This is a genomic window from Streptomyces sp. NPDC096132 (genome assembly GCF_044763345.1).
In the GTDB taxonomy this organism is placed as follows: domain Bacteria; phylum Actinomycetota; class Actinomycetes; order Streptomycetales; family Streptomycetaceae; genus Streptomyces.
Genome location: NZ_JBIWGA010000008.1, coordinates 188,066 through 208,264 on the forward strand (window position 1 = coordinate 188,066; position 20,199 = coordinate 208,264).

General features: G+C 71.3%; 19 protein-coding genes and 2 pseudogenes. 12 read left to right on the forward strand and 9 right to left on the reverse strand.

Annotation, left to right across the window (positions count from 1 at the left end):
- Positions 1-103: 103 nt before the first annotated feature.
- Together ACIRF9_RS20800 and ACIRF9_RS20805 are read right to left on the reverse strand one after the other, a co-directional pair.
- Positions 104-1,615: a sensor histidine kinase gene (locus tag ACIRF9_RS20800; RefSeq protein ID WP_403824036.1), complete on the reverse strand. Its 1,512-nt coding sequence runs from the start codon at positions 1,613-1,615 to the stop codon at positions 104-106.
- Complete coding sequence (locus tag ACIRF9_RS20805) at positions 1,606-2,331, reverse strand: response regulator transcription factor (RefSeq protein WP_403824039.1); 726 nt, start codon at positions 2,329-2,331, stop codon at positions 1,606-1,608. Before ACIRF9_RS20805 ends, ACIRF9_RS20800 begins: the two co-directional genes overlap by 10 nt.
- Before the next feature lie 190 nt (positions 2,332-2,521).
- On the opposite strand from ACIRF9_RS20805, the gene ACIRF9_RS20810 reads away from it, so the two are divergent.
- The 5 genes from ACIRF9_RS20810 to ACIRF9_RS20830 all read left to right on the forward strand — a co-directional run bounded on the left by ACIRF9_RS20810 (position 2,522) and on the right by ACIRF9_RS20830 (position 9,006).
- Positions 2,522-4,198, forward strand: coding sequence for a glycosyltransferase (locus ACIRF9_RS20810; RefSeq protein ID WP_403824042.1), 1,677 nt, complete (start codon positions 2,522-2,524; stop codon positions 4,196-4,198).
- An 82-nt stretch (positions 4,199-4,280) separates the two neighbouring features.
- Positions 4,281-6,752 (forward strand): telomere-associated protein Tap, encoded by a 2,472-nt coding sequence (gene tap / locus ACIRF9_RS20815; protein ID WP_403824045.1) that lies wholly within the window; start codon positions 4,281-4,283, stop codon positions 6,750-6,752.
- Positions 6,753-6,765: 13 nt separating this feature from the next.
- Entirely contained in the window at positions 6,766-7,320 is a 555-nt protein-coding gene (gene tpg / locus ACIRF9_RS20820) for a telomere-protecting terminal protein Tpg (RefSeq protein ID WP_403824047.1), read from the forward strand.
- Between the two features lie 134 nt (positions 7,321-7,454).
- The gene (locus ACIRF9_RS20825) at positions 7,455-8,534 is read left to right on the forward strand and encodes a PQQ-dependent sugar dehydrogenase (protein ID WP_403824050.1); all 1,080 of its coding nucleotides are present in this window, start codon (positions 7,455-7,457) and stop codon (positions 8,532-8,534) included.
- A gap of 199 nt (positions 8,535-8,733) precedes the next feature.
- Positions 8,734-9,006, forward strand: a complete 273-nt coding sequence (locus ACIRF9_RS20830) for a DUF6355 family natural product biosynthesis protein (RefSeq protein ID WP_403824621.1) — start codon at positions 8,734-8,736, stop codon at positions 9,004-9,006.
- A gap of 43 nt (positions 9,007-9,049) precedes the next feature.
- On the opposite strand, the gene ACIRF9_RS20835 is transcribed toward ACIRF9_RS20830, so the two are convergent.
- The gene (locus ACIRF9_RS20835; RefSeq protein ID WP_403824052.1) at positions 9,050-9,256 is read right to left on the reverse strand and encodes a hypothetical protein; all 207 of its coding nucleotides are present in this window, start codon (positions 9,254-9,256) and stop codon (positions 9,050-9,052) included.
- Positions 9,253-10,407, reverse strand: coding sequence for a Gfo/Idh/MocA family protein (locus tag ACIRF9_RS20840; protein ID WP_403824053.1), 1,155 nt, complete (start codon positions 10,405-10,407; stop codon positions 9,253-9,255). Before ACIRF9_RS20840 ends, ACIRF9_RS20835 begins: the two co-directional genes overlap by 4 nt.
- 112 nt (positions 10,408-10,519) lie before the next feature.
- On the opposite strand from ACIRF9_RS20840, the gene ACIRF9_RS20845 reads away from it, so the two are divergent.
- Positions 10,520-11,527 carry a LacI family DNA-binding transcriptional regulator gene (locus ACIRF9_RS20845; RefSeq protein WP_403824056.1) on the forward strand — a complete coding sequence of 336 codons (1,008 nt, stop codon included), beginning with the start codon at positions 10,520-10,522 and terminating at the stop codon, positions 11,525-11,527.
- Positions 11,528-11,628: 101 nt separating this feature from the next.
- Here ACIRF9_RS20845 and ACIRF9_RS20850 read toward each other — a convergent pair whose 3' ends face one another.
- The 5 genes from ACIRF9_RS20850 to ACIRF9_RS20870 form a co-directional block, all read right to left on the reverse strand.
- Positions 11,629-12,867 carry a cytochrome P450 gene (locus tag ACIRF9_RS20850; protein WP_403824059.1) on the reverse strand — a complete coding sequence of 413 codons (1,239 nt, stop codon included), beginning with the start codon at positions 12,865-12,867 and terminating at the stop codon, positions 11,629-11,631.
- A gap of 24 nt (positions 12,868-12,891) precedes the next feature.
- Complete coding sequence (locus ACIRF9_RS20855) at positions 12,892-14,283, reverse strand: NAD(P)/FAD-dependent oxidoreductase (protein WP_403824061.1); 1,392 nt, start codon at positions 14,281-14,283, stop codon at positions 12,892-12,894.
- Positions 14,273-14,518 carry a ferredoxin gene (locus ACIRF9_RS20860; protein ID WP_403824624.1) on the reverse strand — a complete coding sequence of 82 codons (246 nt, stop codon included), beginning with the start codon at positions 14,516-14,518 and terminating at the stop codon, positions 14,273-14,275. The genes ACIRF9_RS20855 and ACIRF9_RS20860 overlap by 11 nt, the downstream gene beginning before the upstream one ends.
- A gap of 113 nt (positions 14,519-14,631) precedes the next feature.
- Positions 14,632-15,270: a hypothetical protein gene (locus ACIRF9_RS20865; protein ID WP_403824064.1), complete on the reverse strand. Its 639-nt coding sequence runs from the start codon at positions 15,268-15,270 to the stop codon at positions 14,632-14,634.
- A 118-nt stretch (positions 15,271-15,388) separates the two neighbouring features.
- On the reverse strand, positions 15,389-15,562 hold the full coding sequence (locus ACIRF9_RS20870) for a hypothetical protein (RefSeq protein WP_403824067.1): 174 nt from the start codon (positions 15,560-15,562) through the stop codon (positions 15,389-15,391).
- A gap of 315 nt (positions 15,563-15,877) precedes the next feature.
- On the opposite strand from ACIRF9_RS20870, the gene ACIRF9_RS20875 reads away from it, so the two are divergent.
- From ACIRF9_RS20875 to ACIRF9_RS20900, 6 genes and pseudogenes are all read left to right on the forward strand, one after another.
- Positions 15,878-16,021 (forward strand): fumarylacetoacetate hydrolase family protein, encoded by a 144-nt coding sequence (locus ACIRF9_RS20875; RefSeq protein WP_403824069.1) that lies wholly within the window; start codon positions 15,878-15,880, stop codon positions 16,019-16,021.
- Positions 16,018-16,230, forward strand: a pseudogene (locus tag ACIRF9_RS20880) (maleylpyruvate isomerase N-terminal domain-containing protein); the annotation flags it as partial. The gene ACIRF9_RS20875 and the pseudogene ACIRF9_RS20880, both read left to right, overlap by 4 nt.
- 49 nt (positions 16,231-16,279) lie before the next feature.
- Positions 16,280-16,780: pseudogene (locus ACIRF9_RS20885) on the forward strand (3-hydroxybenzoate 6-hydroxylase); the annotation flags it as partial.
- A gap of 106 nt (positions 16,781-16,886) precedes the next feature.
- On the forward strand, positions 16,887-17,852 hold the full coding sequence (locus ACIRF9_RS20890) for a polyphosphate polymerase domain-containing protein (protein WP_403824072.1): 966 nt from the start codon (positions 16,887-16,889) through the stop codon (positions 17,850-17,852).
- Complete coding sequence (locus tag ACIRF9_RS20895) at positions 17,849-18,526, forward strand: DUF4956 domain-containing protein (RefSeq protein ID WP_403824075.1); 678 nt, start codon at positions 17,849-17,851, stop codon at positions 18,524-18,526. Before ACIRF9_RS20890 ends, ACIRF9_RS20895 begins: the two co-directional genes overlap by 4 nt.
- Positions 18,526-20,181, forward strand: a complete 1,656-nt coding sequence (locus tag ACIRF9_RS20900; RefSeq protein WP_403824078.1) for a CotH kinase family protein — start codon at positions 18,526-18,528, stop codon at positions 20,179-20,181. The genes ACIRF9_RS20895 and ACIRF9_RS20900 overlap by 1 nt, the downstream gene beginning before the upstream one ends.
- Positions 20,182-20,199: the final 18 nt, after the last annotated feature.

The window sequence follows — 20,199 nt, forward strand, 5'->3', positions numbered from 1 at the left end:
GCGGCGATCCGTACGTCGCAGAAGGTGCCCGGACACCGGATGCGGGCTCCCTGAGCTGCGGTTCTGTGAGAGTGCTTAGAGTTCGGAGAGAGGGTCGGCCGGGTCAGCGGCCGAGGGGGAGCGTCACCGTGAACTCGGTGCGCCCGGGCTCGCTCTCGACGCCGATGCGGCCTCCGTGCGCCTCCACGAGAGCCGCGACGATGGCCAGCCCCAGACCCGAACCGCCCTCCTTGCCGGCCGTGCGGGAGCGGGAGGCGTCGGCCCGGGTGAAGCGTTCGAAGATCGTGGGGAGGAGGCCGGGCGGGATGCCCGGACCGTTGTCGCGAATGCGGATCACACACCGCGGGCCGGCCGCGGCACCAGCGTCCGCCACGGTCTCCACGGTCTCCACGACGACCGTGATCTTCGTACCCTCGGGGGTGTGCACCCGGGCGTTGGCCAACAGGTTGGCCACCACCTGATGGAGCCGGGACGGGTCGGCGACGACCGACACCGGGCCGTCGAGACGCAGGGCCAGCTGCCAGTCGTGCCCGCCGCCCGCGGCCTGCGCGTCCCAGACCGCCTCGGCCACCAGCGTCGCGAGGTTCACCTCGGCGAGCTCCAGGGGCCGCCCCTCGTCGAGGCGGGCCAGCAGCAGAAGATCCTCGACGAGGTCGGTCATCCGCGCCGACTGGGCGGAGACGCGGTGCCAGGCGAGCTCCGGTTCGATGGTCCGGTCACCGCCGGCCGGGGACCGGTCGCCACCGTTCATGTACTCGGCATAGCCGGCGATCGACGCCAGCGGGGTGCGCAGTTCGTGGCTGGCGTCGGCGAGGAACCGGCGCATGCGCTGCTCGGTGCGCCGGCGTTCGGCGAGCGACGACTCGACGTGGTCGATGAGCCGGTTGAGCACGGCGCCGACCTGACCGGCCTCCGTGCCCGGATCGGTGTCCCGCGTCTCGACGCGGGCGAGTGCGGCGACCTCGCCCCGGTCCAGCGGCACCCGGGCCACCTCGGCGGCGGTGGCGGCGACCCGGCCGAGGGGGCGCAGCTGCCGCCGTATGACCACCGCGGAGGCGCAGGCGGCGGCGGCCAGGCCGCCGCCGGCGATCACCGTCTCCACGACGACCAGACGGTCGATCACCCGCTGGACGTCGGCCATCGGCAGCCCGGCGAGCACGGGCACCCCGTCACCGCCGAGGGCGGTCACCCGGTAGGTGCCGAGGCCGGGGATCGTACGGGTGTGCAGCGACCCGTCGGCGGTGATCCCCTCCAGAGCGGCGCGCTGGGCGGCGGTGAGCGTCTGCTGATGTCCGTCCGCCGTCACCACCTCCGCGGCGATGATCTCTCCGTCGGCGAAGCGGGCCGCCAGCGTCCCGGTCGGCTGACCCCGCTCGTTGAGGAAGCCCAGATCCGTCGCACCGCCCGTCCGGCGCTGCAGACCGCCCTGACTGCGCTCCGCGGCATCGGTGACCCGCTGGTCCAGATCGCCCAGCAGATACACCCGCTGGACGAACACCGTGGTGAGCGCCATCGCCGTACACACCACGACCAGGGTCACGGAGACGAAGAGGACCAGACGGACCCTCAGGGAACGCCACCCGAGACCGCCGCCCGTCGGTGCGGTCACGTCCACCCGTCCGCGGCTCTGATCGCGTACCCCACACCACGCACCGTACGGATCATGGGAGCCCGCCCCTTGTCGATCTTCGCGCGCAGACCGTGGATGTAGACCTCCACGAGGTTTCCCTCGCCGTCGAACGAGGCGTTCCACACGTGGTCGAGGATCTGCGCCTTGCTGAGCACCTGGTGCGGATGGTTCATCAGGAACCGCAGAAGGTCGAACTCCTTGGTCGTCAGCGGGATCGGCGTGCCCGCGCGCTGCACCTCACGCGTGCTCTCGGCCAGGACCAGGTCCCCCAGCACCCGCACGCTGCCCCGCTCGCCCGCATCGGCGGTTCCCGTACGCCGCAGCAGCCCGCGCAGCCGCAGCATGACCTCCTCCAGGGAGAACGGCTTGGTGACGTAGTCGTCCGCACCGGCCGACAGCCCGTCGAGCCGGTGCTCCAGCGCGTCCCGGGCCGTGAGCATCAGCACGGGCAGCCGCGAGTTCTCGCTCCGCAGCCGCCGCAGCACCTGCACCCCGTCGACGTCCGGCAGCATCCCGTCGAGGACCACGACGTCCGGCGCGCAGTCACGCGCGAGACGCAGCGCGCCGCGCCCGTCCTCCGCCGCGAAGGAATGCCACCCCGCCTCGGTCACGGCCGCCGAGAGCAGCTCGGTGAGCTCGGGTTCATCATCGACGATCAGCACACGAACCGTGCCGTCGCGGGTACCGCAGACGCCAGACATGAACCGACCCTCTCTCGGTTTCCCATGAGAAACATATGGACGAGCTGAGTGCGCGCCGTGGGGTCGAGTCGGGCCCCACCCCCCCACTTGGACCACCCGGACCGTCCGTACCGGGCGCTTGCGGGCGTCTCCCCCTAGCGTGGTGACCGAACTCGGGATTCGGGCGCGTCGGCAACCGCCTGGGGGATTCGTGCTGAAAGTAAGTGTCGTGGTGCCCGTCTACAACGCGGGCCGCTACATCGAGCTCTGCTCACCCTCGCTGCTCCAGCAGAGCATCGGCCGGGAGTCGTACGAGGTCATCTACGTCGACGACGGCTCGACCGACGGCTCCGGCGAGCGGTTGGTGCGGCTGGCCGCCCGCCACCCGCACGTGCGCGTCTTCCGCCAGGAGAACTCCGGCTGGCCCGGCAAGCCCCGCAACGTCGGTGTCCGTCACGCCCGCGGCGCCTACGTCCAGTTCGTCGACCAGGACGACGAACTGACCCCGGAGGCGCTGGAACGCCTCCACGCTCTCGCCGACCGCAACGCCTCCGACATCGTCCTGGGCAAGGTGGCCGGCACCATGCAGGGGCCCCACAACATCTTCAGACACACCGTCGAGCGCTGCACGGCCGCGGACACCCCCCTCTTCGAGAGTCTCACCCCGCACAAGATGTTCCGCCGCGCCTTCCTCCTCGACCACGGCATCCAGTTCCCCGAGGGCCCCGTACGCCTCGAGGACCAGGTGTTCATGGCCCGGGCGTACGTACGCGCCAAAACGGTCTCCATCCTCGGCGACTACCCCTGCTACCTGTGGAACCGCCGCGACGACGGAGGCAACACCAGCAACCGGCCCGCCGCCCCCGAGGAGTACTACGCCCACCTGCGCACGGTCGTGGAGAGCATCAAGGAGGGCACGGAGCCGGGCCCCCTCCAGGACCACCTGCTGCGTCGCTCCTACCGCGTCGAACTCCTGCGCCCGGTCAGCGAGCCCCGAGTCCTCCGGCGCACCGGCAAGGAGCTCGAACGCTACTTCGACGTCGTGCGCCGGATGGCCCTCGACGCCTACCCGCGGGGCGTACGGCACGGACTCCCGGCGATCACGAGGCTGAGGGCGACCCTGCTGGAGGAGGGACTCCTCGACTCCCTCGTCGAACTGGCCCGGCGGACCCAGCACGTCAAGCCCCGCCTCACCATCGACGACATCCGCTGGACCGACGGCAGGCTCCACGTCACGACCACGATCGGCATGCTCCGCCCCGACGGCGAACCCCTCACCCTCCACGAACGCTACGGCCGACTGCTCCTCGACCCCGAACTCCTCGACGGCATCAAGGGCGCCGAAGGCTGGGAGGCCCCCCACCCCCTCGCCTACGCCCGAGGAGAACTCCTCGTCCACGACACCACCCGCGACCACTGGTGGTTCCCCCACACCGAACTGCGCCCCCGCACGGAACCCCTGGGCGCCGGCCGGCACCACGTCCTCGTCTCCGGCGTGACGGTCATCGACCCCCTGACCCTCACCGGCGGCCACCCCATGCCGCCCGGCACCCACCAGCTCTGGGCCGACGCCCAACTCCTGGGCATCGGCCGCCGCATCCGTCTCACCCGCCCCGACTCCCACCCCCGGCTCACCCCGGCCACCGTGGGCACCCCACCCCGCCTGGTCATCCCCGGCTGGACCGCCCGCGACAACCAACTGCGCCTCGCCGTGGGCTCACCGGCCGGCACGACCGTCGCCCACCAGATCCTCCTGCGCACCGCGTCCGCGGCCCCCGTCCGCCGCGCGGCCCGAACCGCCCTCCACCGCCTCCCACCCGCACTGCGCCACAAAGCCCGCGCCTTGGCCCACCAGGCCGACCCGTGGCGACGCACGTCAGGTCACTGACGGCCGCACGTGCGTGCTCCGTACGCGTTCGGTACGTGAAACGTGCGCTTCGCGATACGGTCTGGGGGTTGGGAGGTTTCGGATGTCGGAGCTGTTCAATGCGGTCGACGCGCTGATCGCGTCCCGTTCCCCGCTGCCCGCGCCGCCGGAGCGCAAGCGGCTGCGTCATGCCCACGGGCTGACCCTGGACGAGGTGGCCGGCGCGCTGCAGGTGCGGCGTGCGACGGTGAGCGGCTGGGAGTCGGGCAGGACCGAGCCCAGGCCCCCGGAACGAGAGGCATACGCCCGGCTGCTGGCCGGACTCGCACAGCTGTACCCCGCCGACACCACGACGCCCGGCGACCCCACACCGGTACCTGAGAAGCCCACGCCTCCGGAGACCTCCGCGCCCCCTGCGGTGCCCGCGCCCCCTGCGGTGCCCACGCCTCCGGAGACCTCCGCGCCCCCTGCGGTGCCCGCGCCCCCTGCGGTGCCCGCGTCTCCTGCGGTGCCCGCGTCTCCTGCGGTGCCCGCGTCTCCTGCGGTGCCCGCGTCTCCTGCGGTGCCCGCGCGGCCCATCGTGCCGGGGCCGTCGGCGGCCCAGCCTCCGCACGCCTCCGCCTCCACGGCCTCGACTGCCTCGGCAGCCTCCGCCCCGCAGGCCACGCCCGTGTCGAAGCAGTCCGCTCCGCGCCCTGCCCGGGCGGCGGCCTCCGCCCCCGCTCCCGCCTCCGCCGCGGCGCCGCCCCCACCGATGTCACCGCCACAGCCGTCGTCCCCGCCAAGGCGTCCGGTCGCGAAGAAGTCCGCGCCGCGCAGGGGCACCGCTTCGGCCGGGGCCGATCCGCGGTTCGGGAACGGTCCGCTCGCCGTCGTCGACACCGAGGCCGACGGGCAGACCGTGGCGTACTGCACCGGCGGTCTCGTCCTGGACGTGCCCGCCAGGTCGCTGCCCGCGCTGGTGGAGTGGACGCTGCAGGAGGCCGGCCTCGGGGCGCCGAAGCTGCATGCCTCGGGCAAGGACGCCGACCCGCTGCTCGTGCTCACGGAGAGCGCGCTGCAGCGGTACGGGCTGCCGGTGACGTTGTCGCCGTCGGAGCGGCTCGCCGGCCGGCTCACGGACGGCCACAAGGCACTCGCCCAGCTCGACCGCGCCGAATGGCGGCTGACGCGGCGTGGTCTGGGGCCGTGGGCGCGGATCTACCGCCCCGCCCGCGGCCATCAGCGGCAGTGCGTGCAACTGTGCGTCCCGTCCTGGGGCGCGCTCGACCAGCGCACCTGGGGTGAGGCCGCTCAGCTGCCGCCCGCGCGGCTGGCCTGGCTGCTGGGCACCTACGCGACGCGGGTGATGACCCCGCGCGGCTCCGCCGCCGTCACCGGCCTGGAGCTGATGACCGCGCTCAACCCGCCCACCCGCGCGAGCGCCCCGGACGAGACGGGCCGGCGGCACAAGGAGCACCGGCCCGGATCGCTGGGCGAGGACGCCGTCACCTGCGCGCCCTGCGAGGCCCCCGACGGCCACCCGCTCCTCGCCGGCCTGCCCCGCTTCCACCAGCGCGGCCCGGCGGAGATGCTCTGCGAGGAGGCCTACGACTGGGCGCGGGAACTCACCGATCCCGAGTGCATGCAGCGCTACTTGGTGGGCATCGACGTCAACCTCGCCTTCGGCGCGGCCGCGAACGGCGCGGTCGTGGGCCTCGCGACGCCACCCGCGCACGTCACGAACCCCGAGTTCGACCCGGCGCGGCCCGGGGCGTGGCTCGTCGACCTCTCCCACGTCGACCTCTCCCGCGTCCTCGTCGGCAAGCAGTGGCGGCAACTCCGGGGCGAGTTGCTGCCCAGCCCGTTCACCCCGACCGGCGAGCGCCCCACCGGCCCGGCCTGGTACGCGACGCCGACCGTGGCGTACGCCGTGGAACTCGGCTACGACGTCGCACCGCTGGAGGCCTGGGTGCGCCCCGACCAGGGCAAGTACCTCAACCCCTGGTACGAGCGGCTGCGCAACGCCTACGTCGACACCATGCGGGACCTGGGTGTGCCCGACAAGCTGCCTCCGGGCGAGTTCCTCGCGGCGATGGACGGCCACAAGCAGCGCGACCCGCACACGGCGATCGTCCTGGACGCGATCAAGTCCACCGTCAAGGGCGGCATCGGCAAACTCCGCGAGCGGGCACACGGCGGCGGCTGGAAACCCGGCCAGGCCTGGCCGGCCCTCGCCCGGCCGACCTGGCGCCCCGACATCCGCGCCGCCGTCATCTCCCGGGCCCGCGTCAACATGCACCGCAAGATGGTCGCCCTCGCCGCGGCCACCGGCCGCTACCCGGTGGCGGTCCTGTCGGACTGCGCCGTCTACGCCGCCGACGGACCCTCCCCGCTCGACGTCCTGCCCTACGACACCGACGACCGGACGGTCCCCGGCAGCTTCCGGCTCGGGGTCTCACCCGGCATGGTCAAGCACGAGGGCACCCAGACCACGCTGTGGGCGGAGGAAGTCCGCGAGAAGTACGGCGAGAACCTGAACCTGGCCCGCTACATCAAGACCGGCCAGGTCACCGTCGCGGACGACGGAGAGTAGAGGACCAGCGCCCATGGACACCGTCGCCGACGGCCTCGACCACGCACTGGAGAAGGCGTTCACCCGCCCCATCCCCAGGAGCGCCGGCGCGCAGATGCGCTACCTGGTCAGACAGCACAAGGGCACCAGGGCGGTAGCCGACCTGCTCGGCATCACCCAGCGCACCGTCGAACGCTACGTCAACAACCAGATCCGCACCCCCCGCAAGGACCTCGCGGCACGTCTGGAACGCGAGGTCCGCCGACGCTGGCAGCCCCAGATCCGCGCCAGGGCCCGGCAGTCCGCGGCCACCGCCACCGGCATCGTCATCGACACCCGCGCCCGGTTCGGCTACACCGCCGCCCCCGGCACCACCGACGACGCACGACTGCGCCACCTCACCGTCGCGCTCCCGCCGCAGTACGCCGCCCGTCTCTTCGAGGCCCAGCAGGACGGCGCCACCGAGCAGCAACTGCGCGAGATCGCAGCCGAGGGCCTGGGCGAGGTGTACTTCCGCGACCGCGGCCGCCGCGCCCACGGCCTGCTCGTGGAGTTCACCGACGTCGAACACGTGGATTTCGACCTGTAGACCCGAGGAGTGAATCTTCCCCGCCCCTCGAACGAAGCGCGCTGACGCTTCCTCACTTACGGCGACTTTTCTCGTCACATTTGCTGCAGCTTCTTGCGCACACGTCGTCGCCGTATCTCCAGGAGGATGCGCCTGTGTACACCGTCAAGCTGCACCGAAGAGCCGTGGCCCGGGGCGTGGCCGCCGTGGCCGTGGTGGCCGGACTGCTGGTTCCGCAGGCCGCGAGCGGCCATGCGGCCCCGGTGCCGTCCGGGCCGGCAGCCGGGGTTCCGTCGAACATCAGGACCCTCTCCTCGGGGTGGAACTTCCCCTGGGGACTGAGCTGGTTGCCCGACGGCTCCGCGCTGATCAGTGAGCGCGACTCCTTCGAGATCTTCCGGCTCACCCCGTCCGGCGTGAGGACCAAGGTGGGAGCCGTGCCGCACACCGTGAACACGCAGCCGGAGAGCGGACTGCGCAGCATCGCCGTGTCACCCGACTGGAGCCAGGACCACTATGTCTACGTCTACCATGCGGCCGCGGAGGGCAACCGGATCGCGCGGATGACGTACGACGGCACCACGCTCGGCGGGTACGAGGTGCTCGTCTCCGGCATCCGGTCGCACGGCAGGAACGGCGGCCGCATCAAGTTCGGCCCCGACGGCTACCTGTACGCCACCGCCGGCGACGCGAACGCGCCCGACGACGCCCAGGACAAGGACTCCCTCAACGGCAAGATCCTGCGCATGACCCCGGACGGGGAGCCGGCGCCGGGGAACCCGTTCGGCACGCTCGTCTACTCCTACGGGCACCGCAACCCGCAGGGCCTCACCTGGGACGACCAGGGGCGCCTGTGGGAGACCGAGATCGGCCAGGACGCCTACGACGAGGTCAACCTCGTCCAGCCGGGCAAGAACTACGGCTGGCCCGTCTGCGAGGGGGCCTGCGCGGTCGCCGGCATGACCAACCCCAAGCACCAGTGGCGCCCCGCCGAGGGCGTGCCGAGCGGCCTCACCTACACCGACGGCGCGCTGTACGTCGCCGCCCTGCGCGGCCAGCGGCTGTGGCGGATCCCGGTCACCGGCACGACCGTCGGCACGCCGGTCGCGTACTACGTCAACACCTACGGCCGGATGCGCCTCGCCGAGAAGGTGCCCGGCCGGAACAAGCTGTGGATCACCACCGACAAGGCCGGCAAGAACGCGGACCGGGTCCTCGAGGTCGAGCTCGGCTGACGCCGCCGCTCGCACACCCGGAATCACTCCAATGCCGTAGCGGCAAAACGATCCACTGGGTGAATGACCCGGCGTTTCGATCATGGGCCGGGGACGGGGCCACGATCCTTGGCGGGCATCCGAACGACCAGCGGAGCCGGGGTCTCCGGCTTCTGGTCCTTGACTGGCAAGGAGTTTCACTTTGCGTGTTCGTCGTCTGATGGCCGGGACTCTCGGTGTCGCCGCCCTCGCGCTCACGTCGCTGGGCGCGATGACCGCCGCCGCGGGCCCGGTGGCCGCCGACCCGTGCGGCTTCTACGAGACCAGCTCCGACGCGTACTACAACCACTGCACCTCCGACGGCTCCCGGGTCGTGATCAAGGTGGAGGTCGCCTGGGCGCCCGACTACGAGCGGTGTGTCGGACCCGGCACGTCCTGGCTCGGCTCCGCGAGCAAGATCGACGGTGCCTACTACACCGGCCGTACCTGCTGACAGCGGTCGTCCCGGTCCGAGTGCGGGCAGCCCCTGCCCGCACTCAGACCGGGAGTGCGGGGAAGGAGATGCCGTACCGGCGGCGGATCCCGTCCATCGCCCGCAGGGTGGTGAGCGAGTCGTCCAGAGGCCGGAGCGGGGACTGGAGGCGGCCGACGGTGATGCACCGGGCCGTCTCCGCCGCCTCGAAGTACAGGGCGTCGTGGCCCATGTTGCCGGCGCCGATCACTCCGATCCGTACCGTCCTCATGCCAGGCTCACCCACGCGCCCTGCTCGACGGAGCGGCTCATGGCGTCCAGGGCGGCGGCGCTGTGCACGGCGTCCTCCAGGGTCGGTCCGTGCGCGGTGCCGTCGGTGATGGAGCGGAGGAAGTTGTGAGCCTCGATGACCTTGAGGTCGTCGTAGCCCATGGCGTTGGCGGCGCCTGGCTGGAAGGCGGCGTACTCACCGTGGCCGGGGCCGACGAAGACCGTGCTGACGGGCTGGTCCTGGTAGGCGGTGCCGCGGCTGACGGCGATCTCGCCCATGCGGCGGTAGTCCCAGAAGACGGCGCCCTTGGTGCCGTGCACCTCGAAGCCGTAGTTGTTCTGCTCGCCGACCGAGACCCGGCAGGCCTCCAGGACGCCGCGGGCGCCGGAGGCGAAGCGGAGCAGGCAGTTGACGTAGTCCTCGTTCTCGACCGGGCCGAGTGCGCCGCCGGTGGCCCGGGTGTGGCCGGCCGTGGCGCCGGTGGGGCGGGCCCGCTCCGGGATGAAGACGGCCGTGTCGGCGGCCAGCGAGGTGATGTCGCCCAGCAGGAACCGGGCCATGTCGACGCCGTGCGAGGCCAGGTCGCCCAGCACCCCGCTGCCGCCCCGCTCACGCTCGTACCGCCAGGTCAGCGCGCCCTCGGGATGCGCCGCGTAGTCGCTGAAGAGACGGATCCGGACATGGGTGACGGCGCCGATCCCGCCCGAGGCGATCAGTTCGCGGGCGTACGCCACGGCCGGGGCGTTGCGGTAGTTGAAGCCGACCGTGCCCCGGACACCGGACCTGGCGACGGCGTCGGCGACCGCGCGGGCGTCCTCGGCGGTCAGGCCCACCGGCTTCTCGATCCAGATGTGCTTGCCGGCCTCGGCCATCGCGACGCCGATCTCACGGTGCAGGAAGTTCGGCGCGGTGATGCTGACCGCCTGGACCCGCGGATCCTTCGCCACCTCGCGCCAGTCGCGGGTCGTCGACGCGAAGCCGAACTGCGCGGCGGCCTCCTCGGCCCGTCCGGGCACCTCCTCGGCGACCGTCACCAGCTCGGGGCGCACGGACAGCTGCGGAAAGTGGTGCGCGACCCGCTGGTACGCCTGGGTGTGCACCCGTCCCATCCAGCCGAACCCCACGACCGCGACGCCGAGCGTACTCACCATTGGGCTGCCCTTCTTTGGACCGTTCCATAATCCGGTGAGCTCACCATGGGGGCCATGGGTACAGGTGTCAAGGTCTTTACAAAGGCAGAGCGGGTATGGAACGGTCCACACCATGAGGACCCCGACCATCCGCGATGTCGCCGCGCGGGCCGGCGTGTCGAAGTCGCTGGTCTCGCTGGTGCTGCGCGGCGCGGACGGCGTCCGCCCGGACAAGCGCCAGGCCGTTCTCGCCGCCGTCGAGGAGCTCGGCTACCGGCCCAACGCCGCGGCGCGCAGCCTCAGCGAGCGCCGTACCCGCACGGTGGGGGTGCTGCTGAACGACATGCGCAACCCCTGGTTCGTGGAACTGCTCGACGGACTGAACTCGCGGCTGTACGACAGCGGTCTGCGCATGCTGCTGGCCGACGGCCATCTCAACCGGCGTCTCGGCGAGGACCTCACCCGCACCTTCACCGAGCTGCGGGTCGACGGTCTCATCGCCGTCGGCACCCTCCAGGATCCCGGGGTGCTGCGGACCGCGGCCGACCGGGTGCCCACCGTAGTCGTGGGCACCCGGGAGCCCGTCCTGCCCGCCGTGGACATCGTCGCCAACGACGACGAACACGGCGCCCGCCTGGCCACCGAGCACCTCATCGGCCTCGGCCACCGCCACATCGCCCACATCGCCGGCCAGGGCGCCGTCGGTGAACTGCGCCGCCGCAGCTTCGAGACCACCATGCGCGAACACGGCCTGGCCGGCACGGCCGTGGTGGAACAGGGCGACCTCACCGAGGAAGGCGGCTACCGGGCCACCGTCCGGCTCCTCAGCCGCCCCCAGCGCCCGACCGCCGTCTTCGCCGTCAACGACATGACCTGCGTCGGCGCCCTCTCGGCCGCCGAGGAGACCGGGCTCGTGGTCCCCCGGGACCTGTCCCTGGTCGGCTACGACAACACGTACCTCTCCCAGTTGCGGCACCTCTGGCTCACCACCGTGGACAGTGCGAGCCACGACATGGGCCGCCGCGCCGCCCAGCGCCTCCTAGACCGCATCGCCGAGCCCGACCGCCCCGCCACGATCGACCTGGCCACCCCTTCCCTCGAGGTGAGAGGCACCACGGCACCGCCGCAGGCCCCCGCCTGACGTCCCGGGTGGCGTGCCGGGTGACGTGAGAAGCGTCGGCGGCGGGCGAGGACCGACACTTCGTCAGCCACCAGCCTCCGCGGCCTTCCAGGGAGTGGGGCTCAGGGGCGAATCCCGTCGCAGGTGATGGGCAGGTGACGCGGTCCGCGCAGGACGGCGTTCTGCCGGTACGGGGGCGGGTCCTCGAGGAGCCGTGGGTTGTCCAGCCGGCGGGCCAGTTCCGACAGGGCCAGCTGGGCCTCCAGCCGGGCGAGCGGCGCGCCGAAACAGCTGTGGATGCCGCTGCCCAGGCCGAGGTGCTGGATGTCCCGGCGGTCCGGGTCGAAGCGGTCCGGGTCGTCGAAGCGCTGCGGGTCGCGGTTGCCGGAGGCCAGCACCAGCCACAGGGAGGCACCCTTGGGGATGGTGACGCCGCGGACCTCGATGTCCGTGAGGGGGGTGCGCTGGGGCACCAGCTGCACGGGCGGCTCGAAGCGCAGCAGCTCCTCGACGATGGGCACGGCGAGCCGCGGTTCCGCACGCAGCCGCTGCAGGACGTCGGGGTTGCGCAGCAGGGTCAGCATCCCGTTCGTGACCAGGTTGACGGTGGTCTCGTGGCCCGCGATCAGCAGCAGCGCGGCCGTGCTGAGCAGTTCCATCGTGGTCATGGCGCCGTCCGGGCCCTTGGCCGTCGCCAGCTCGGAGAGCATGTCGTGGCCGGGGTTCTTGCGGCGCTCCTCGATCAGGCCGGCCAGATACATGCCGAGCTGCATCCGCGCCTCGTGCGAGGCCTTGCCCCGCTCGGTGGGATCAGCGTCCGGATCGGGGTCCAGGCTCGCGGCGATGACGTCCGCCCAGCCGTGGAAGCGCGCCTCGTCCTCGCGGGGCACCCCGAGCAGCCGGCAGATCACCGTCACCGGGAAGGGGTAGGAGAACTCGTCCACCAGGTCGAACCGTCCGGCGTCGCCGATGCCGTCGATGAGGCCGGAGACGATGTCGCGCAGCTCCTTGCGCATCCCGTCGACCCGGTGCGGGGAATGCGGCGGGCCGAAGGGCCGGTTCGTCATGCGCCGCAGCCGGTCGTGCTCCGGCGGATCGAGCCGCAGGAAGCCGGGCGGCAGCGCGCTCTGCTCCTCCTGGGCGGGCTCGGCCAGCGGGTCGTGACCGGTCGGCGCCAGATTGCGGACGTCGGAGCTGATCCGGGGATCGTGCAGCAGGCTGCGGATCTCGTGGTAGGTGCTGACGACGTACGGCCCGTCCTCCTCGTGATGAACCGGCGTCTTGCGCAGCTCCTCGTAGACGGGGTACGGATTCGCGCGGTTGGCGTAGTCCAGGATCTGGTGCAGCAGTGATTGCGTCATGGCTGGTCCTCGTGGCCGTACGGGTCAGTGCGCGGGCGTGAACGTCAGGCGGCGGTCGGCCGGCGAATATCCGCTCAAGGTCACGGTGGGGCCGTGGGTGGGGACCGACGGGTCGGGGAAGTCCGCGTCCATCGGACGCCGGCCGTCCGATCGCCCGTCGACCGTGGCGAACAGCGGGGGGAACGGTGCCCCGGTCTCGATCAGCTCCTGGTAGAACGGCAGCCACCGGGCGTGGTCGAAGGCGACCGCGCCGATCACGCGCCCCTGGTACCCGTAGACGCCGACGAACCGGTGGTCGTCGAGCGTGCCCTGAAGGACGACGATCTCCGTCCCCAGCACCGGCACGCCCACCGACTTGATGTTGACGCCGAACTGCGAGGACCAGAACGACGGCACCTCCATGTGGGGGATACGGGCGGTGCTCTCGCTGAGCATGTTGTGCGCGGCGACCTCGGCCTGGGAGACGGCGTTGCCCCAGTGCTCCAGCGACAGGAACTGGTATCCGAACAGGGGGTGCGGGCAGCGGGCGACGTCGCCCGCCGCGTAGACGTCGTCGGTCACGATGCCGCGGATGTCGAAGGCACGGCAGCCGGCGTCGCACGCGATGCCCCGAGGACCGGCCCCGAGCCCGGACCCGGCGAGCCAGTCGGTGTTGCGGGTGGCGCCGAGCGACACGACCACCACATCGGTGTCCACGGTGGAGCCGTCGGACAGATGCGCGGCGCGCACCCGCCCCGCGGCATCACCCTCCAGAGCGGTCACCATGACCCCGCACCGCAGGTCCACGCCGTGCGCGCGCTGGAGCTCGGCGGCGACCGCGCCGACCACCCCGCCGAGAGCGCCGACCAGGGGCGCGGCGCCACGCTCGGCGACGGTGACGGCGAGACCGCGCTCGCGGCAGGCGGACGCGATCTCCGAGCCGGTGAATCCGGCCCCGATGACGAGAACCCGCCGGGGCCTCTCCTCCAGCCGCCGCGCCAGCCCGGCACTGTCGTCGCGGGTCCGCAGCACGAAGACCCCGTCGAGTTCCGCCTCGGCCTCGTGCGGCCAGGGACGCGCCCGCACCCCGGTCGCGATCAGCAGCCGGTCGTACGGCACCTCGTCGCCGTCGGACAGCTTCACCCGTCTGGCGGCCATGTCCAGGCCGGTCGCCGCCACCCCGAGCCGCCAAGTCGCGTCGAGGGTCCGGCGCCTGGGCAGTGCGGTGCGGTCCGCCTCGGCCATGCCCAGCAGCACCTGCTTGGACAGCGGGGGACGGTCGTACGGCTCGTGGGGTTCGTCGCCGATCATCGTCAGGGATCCGGCGAAGCCCTTCTCACGCAGGGTCTCCGCGGCGCGCAGACCCGCCATCGAGGCGCCTACGACGACCACGCGCCCCTCACGTCTGAACCGGTCCAGGGATCCGTCACCGTTCACCGGACACCGCCTCGGCCGGGATGTCCACCGCGCCCACGGGTACGTCCACCGCATCCACGAGGATGGCCTGGACGGGGCAGGCCGCGGCGGCCTGGGCAAGTTTCTCGCGCTGTGACTCGTCGGGCTCGGGGGCGTACAGCAACCCCTCCTCGCCGTGCATGGCGAAGACCTCGGGAGCGAGGAACGCACACTGCGCGTAGCCCTGACAGCGGTTCAGGTCGACGACAAGCCTCACCAAGGGATTGGTCCTCTCCGGTGGCCCGGTCCCCCTGTGACCATCCTCGGTGCCCTGCGGCGAAGCGGCGACGAGGAGGGGCCCATTGGAGTGAGCGCCGCGCCCCGACCGGCTCAGGCAGCCGAACCGGGCCCCGCGCCGGCGGGACGCCGACCCCGGAGGATGTACAGGCTGACGACCAGCGCCCAGCCCGGGAAGACCAGCTCGGACCAGGGCACGTCCGAGCCCACCAGCAGCAGCGTCAGCCCGGCGAGGTAGCCGAGGACGATGAGCGGCCGCGGGAAAACACCGAGGCGGCGGCCGATCGCCGAGGCCGTGAAGACGAACACCGCCGCCATGCGCATCGCGTACGTGCTCAGCAGGGCGTAGGCGAATTGGCGGCCGAACGACGAATGATCCTGGTCCCCGCCGAGCACGGTGCCCGCCGCCGCGGCACTGCCGAACAAGGTGGCGACGAAGACCAGCCCGCTGCCCAGGAACACGGTGGACACGAACCGGTCCTCTCCCTCACCGGCCTGCTCGCGCAGCGCGCCCATGAACCAGAGGAACGCGATCCCCGCGAACGGCAGCACCTCCAGCGCGGTCCGCACCGCACGCCGCTGCCCCGCGTCGAGGTCGATGTCGGCCGCGTCGCCCCCCTCCGGAAGGGCGACGCGCACCAGGACGATCGCGATGGCCATCAGCACCGCGAACACGACTCCGGCGATCCCGGCGGCCCGCGGTGTCCCGAGGCGCTCGTTCGTCTGCCTCATGCTCCCTCACTCTCTCTGCACCGCCCCCGTACAGACAGCCCCAGCCGGACGACTCGCGCCACCGGAATCGCCCGTCCGGCCCGCCGCCCGGACCTGGAGCGGCAGGTGAGGTGTGAGGTCACGACAGCCGATCGGCAACGGGGAGGTCCAGGGTGAAGCGCCTGATCGTCTCCGAGGCGGTGTCGATGTCGAGCACCGAGTCGCGGCACAGGTCCGTGATGAAGGCCGCCTTGAGCTTGGTCGCGGCGCGATCGCGCAGCTCCGACCGCTCGGGTCGCGACCGGAGTTCCACGCCGTTCGCCCGGAGATGCGGTTGCCGCCGTCCACGGCCCGGACGTTCGGCAGCGGTACCGCGGTGCCGCACATGAGATGAAGTCGCCGGGTGCGGCGCGCGGGGTGCCGAAGTCGGTGACGTAGTCCTGCTCTCCGTCCTGGACGGAGAGCAGTTCGCCGTTCTCGGCGTTGCGTGAGGCGAACGGGGTGGGCGCCGAGCGGGCGGAAGCGGCGAGGGAGACGTCCTTGCGGCTGGTGGCGAGGACGGTCGGAAGCGCGGCCGGGTCGGTGCGGTCGGGCAGGTCGAGGTCGAGGTCGTGGAGGAGGCGGTGGGGTGCGTGCCGCCACCGGCACACCCGGCGGTGTCGGCCACGCCCGCACACCGCAGCTGTTCCTGCGGGAGGGCGACACCGTCGTCACCGAGATCGAGGGCCTGGGCCGTCTGGAGAACCGTGTCGTCTCCGAGGGAAGGCGATGAGAACCCTGCACACCACACTGGCCTGGGTGGCCGAGGGCACCGACCTGTGCCGCAAGGCCGTAGCCGAGCTGGACGAGACGTCGTACGGCGAGCCTTCGCTCCTGCCCGGCTGGAGCCGTAAGCACGTCGTGGCGCACATGGCCGCCAGCGCCCTGGCCCTGCGCAACCTTCTGCACTGGGCGCGCACCGGTGAGCCCACCCCGATGTACAGCTCGCCGGAGCAGCGCCTCGCCGACATCGACGCCGGTGCGCGGACGCGTCCTGTACGTCGGCCCGCGCTGCCACTTCGTCCAGTTCCCGCTGCGCGGCGGCCGGATGTTCAACCAGGTCGCGGTGTTCCGCTCGCCGAAGGCCCTGGCCGGCCAGGGGGACTGGGGCACGCCGGACGAACTCGACCACGCCTTCGAGGGCACCTGCGACCAGGTCCAGAAGGGTCTGCCGCTGATGTGGCGGGACCGCTGGTGGCGGATGTTCGACCGCGAGCCGCTGATGACGTGGGTCACCGGGCGTATCGCCCTCCTCGGCGACTCGGCCCACCCCCCGTTGCAGTACATGGCGCAGGGCGCCGTCATGGCCGTCGAGGACGGCTGGGTGCTGGGCCGGCACGTGGACTGGAGCTACGGCCCCACGGCCCTGACCCCGGACCAGGAGCCGGAGATGTACTCGCCATGGACCTGGTCCACGGCGCTCGGTGGTCTGATCCGCTCTGTCGGATCTGGTCGACTCCGCCCCCACTCAAGGTGGTTCACCTGGAATTAACGTCGAATACTCACTCCGTTCAGAGGCTCGTATAAGAAGCCTCTCATCTCTTACCAATCTCCTACCTCAAGGCTGTTGACCGGAGCTCGGAGACTGAGAGGGAGCGATGGCTGGTTGGCTGAAACGCACACGTCCGTCCGCGGGGCGGACCACGCGGGAGGCAGGGCCGGGGACGACGGGGGCGGCGCCGCCCACGGTCGCGGACGGGGGTGCGCTGCGGGTCGCGAGCAGACTCCACGCGTTCAACCGGTACGAACTCAAGTACCTGGTCCCCGTGGAACAAGCGGCCCGGATACGCGACGAGTTGGCCGAACGCATGGACAGGGACCTGCACAGTCCCGTCGGCGGCTACGGCGTGTGGAGCCTCTACTACGACACCCCCCAGCTCCGCTTCTACTGGGAGAAGATCGAGGGCCTCAAATTCCGGCGCAAGCTGCGGATCCGGCACTACGGAGACCTCGACGGCGTCACCGACGAGTCCCCCGTCTGCGTGGAGATCAAGCAGCGGGTCAACCGGGTCACCCAGAAACGCCGGATCACCCTGCCGTACGCCACGGCCCGGCAACTGTGCGACGAGCGCGAGCTGATCGAACACACCCCGAAGGAGGAGGCGTTCGTCCACGAGGTCCTCGAACTGGTCGTCCGGCTGAACCTCCGGCCCACGGCCATCACCGGATACCAGCGCGAGGCCCTGGTCGGCCGTGACCAGGACACCGGGCTGCGCGTCACCTTCGACCGGCGCATCCGCGGACGCGACCGCGACTTCCACTTCGGCACACCCACCCCGGAGAACCGCTTCACGATCCCGCCGCACATGTCGGTCATGGAGATCAAGGTGAACGAGCGCGCCCCGTACTGGATCACCGACCTGGCCGCCAAGCGCAATCTGAACCTGATCCGGGTGTCCAAGTACGTCCAGAGCATCGAGGCGTTCGGCCTGGCCCCCCGATCCGTCTTCCACGTACGGGAGGAGGACCTTCCGCCGGCCCCCGTCCTCACCGCGGCGTACGACAGCGCGGTCCACCCCACATCCCCCACCATCCAGCGCACCACGGAGGCGTTCCACCCGTGAACCTCGATCTGCAGGACCTGAGCGGCACGTTCAGCGTCACCGACATCGTCCTCGCCATGACGCTGTCCTTCGTCCTCTCCTCCCTGATCGGTTTCGTCTACCGGTCCACCCACAAGAACGTCTCGTACAGCCAGTCGTACGTGCAGACGCTCGTCGTCGTCGGCATGGTCGTCGCACTGATCATGCTGGTGGTCGGCTCCAATCTGGCACGTGCGTTCTCCCTGGTGGGCGCGTTGTCGGTGGTCCGATTCCGGAACGCGGTCAAGGAGACCCGCGACGTCGGGTTCGTGTTCCTGGTGATGGCCATCGGCATGGCGTGCGGTGCCCGCTTCTACACCCTCGCGGCCGTGGGCGGCGTGGTGATCGCCCTCGTCATCGTGTGCATGCACAAGTTCAACTGGTTCGCCCTCAACGTCCAGCGCCAGGTCGTCAAGGTGCAGGTGCCGGCGGGTGAGGACCACACCCACGCCATCCAGGACGTCCTGCTGCGTCTGACCGACGAGTTCGAGCTGGTGAGCACGGAATCGATCCGCGGCGGCACGCTCACGGAGGTCTTCTACACCGTCCGCATCAAGAAGGGCCACGAGCCCGGCGAACTGGTCGCCTCCCTCCAGGAACGCACCATGGGACAGCGCGTGACCGTGCTCACCGGTTACGACCAGACGGACCTGTGATGGCCGGTCCGCGCCGACGGCTGGTGCATCGCCTGCCGCTGCGGCTCCGCCACCACTGGAAGCCGGCCGCGCTCGCCGTGGTGGGGCTCTCCGTCCTGCTGATCGCCCTGGGCGACGTCCGTGTCACCCCCTTCGTGACCAGCGCCTCGCGCGCCGACGCGGACGAGATCGTCGAGAACGTCACCGGGACCGTCGACCCCTTCGACACCTCGACGGCACACTCGATCGTCCTCGAGTACGACCAGACCGACTACGACGACATGATGGCGAAGTACCAGGAGGACGGCGAGAAGGAGTACATCGAGGCCGACCTCACCATCGACGGCGTCTACCTCAACGACGTCGGCATCCGCCTCAAGGGGAACTCCACACTCCAGAGCCTGCGCGGCGGCGGTCGGGGTGCCGGCCCCGGCGGTGGTGCCGCCGGTGCCGCCGGAGAAGGCATGCAGCAGGGCGGGATGCCCGAGGGCGGCCCGCAGCAGAACGACGGTCAGCAGCAGAACGGCGGCCAAGCCGAGGGCGGCCAGACCGCCGACGGCCGGCAGCAACCCCAGGGCGGCGGCATGGGAGGTGCCGGCGGCGGCATGACGCAGTACGACCTCTCCGCCTCCAAGCCGGAGGAGTTGCCCTGGCTCATCAGCATCGACGAGTACGTCGAGGGCCGGGCCTACGAGGGGCACCGCGAGATCTCCCTGCGCCCCGGCGTGGACGAGGCCCTCCCGGTGAACGAGGCCCTCGCGCTCTCGCTGATGAAGAAGTCGGGCCAGGCCGCCGAGGACTACGCCTTCACCTCGGTACAGGTCAACAACCGTTCCGCGGTGACCCGCCTGATGGTCGAGAACCCCAGCAAGGACTACGTCGACGCGAAGCTCCCCTCCACCGGCGTGGCCTACAAGGCCCGGGCCGGCGGCAGCTTCGACTACGTCGGGGACGACCCCACCGACTACGAGAAGTCCTTCAAACAGCTGAACCTCAAGGGCAGTCAGGACCTCTCACCGGTGATGAGGCTGCTCAGGTGGACGAACGAGGCCTCGGACACCGAGTTCGCGGAGGAACTCGACCAGTACGTCGACGTCGACTCGTTCGCGGAGTACGTGGCCACCCAGAACCTGATCATGAACTTCGACGACATGGCCGGGCCGGGCAACAACTACGTCCTCTGGTACGACCTGGACACCGGGAAGTTCTCCGTCCTGGGCTGGGACTTCAACCTCACGTTCAGCGGCAGCACCGACACCGGGCCCGACGACAGCGTCAGCATGGGAGGCGGTGGCGGAGGAGGAGCACCACAGGGCATGGGCGACGAAACGCAGCAGGGCATGCCGAACGGCCAGAACCAGAACGGCGGTCCGCCGCAGGACGGCCAGGCCGGGGACAGCGGCCAGGGTCGCGGCGGCGGCATGGGCGGCAACATCCTCAAGGAACGCTTCCTGGAGACGGACGCCTTCGACACCGTCTATCACCAGGCGTACAAGAAGCTGTACGAGCAGTTCTACGGCTCCGGGTACGCACTGGAAGCCCTCGACACCCTCGGCGCACAGGCCAAGAAGGCGGGTGCCGACGCGTCAGGGGTCACCAGCACGGTGAAGTCCCTGCGCAGCACGGTCACCGCGCGCACGGAGAGCCTCGCGAAGAACGAGGTGGTCACCGGCTGACCGCGCGGCCGGCTCGCC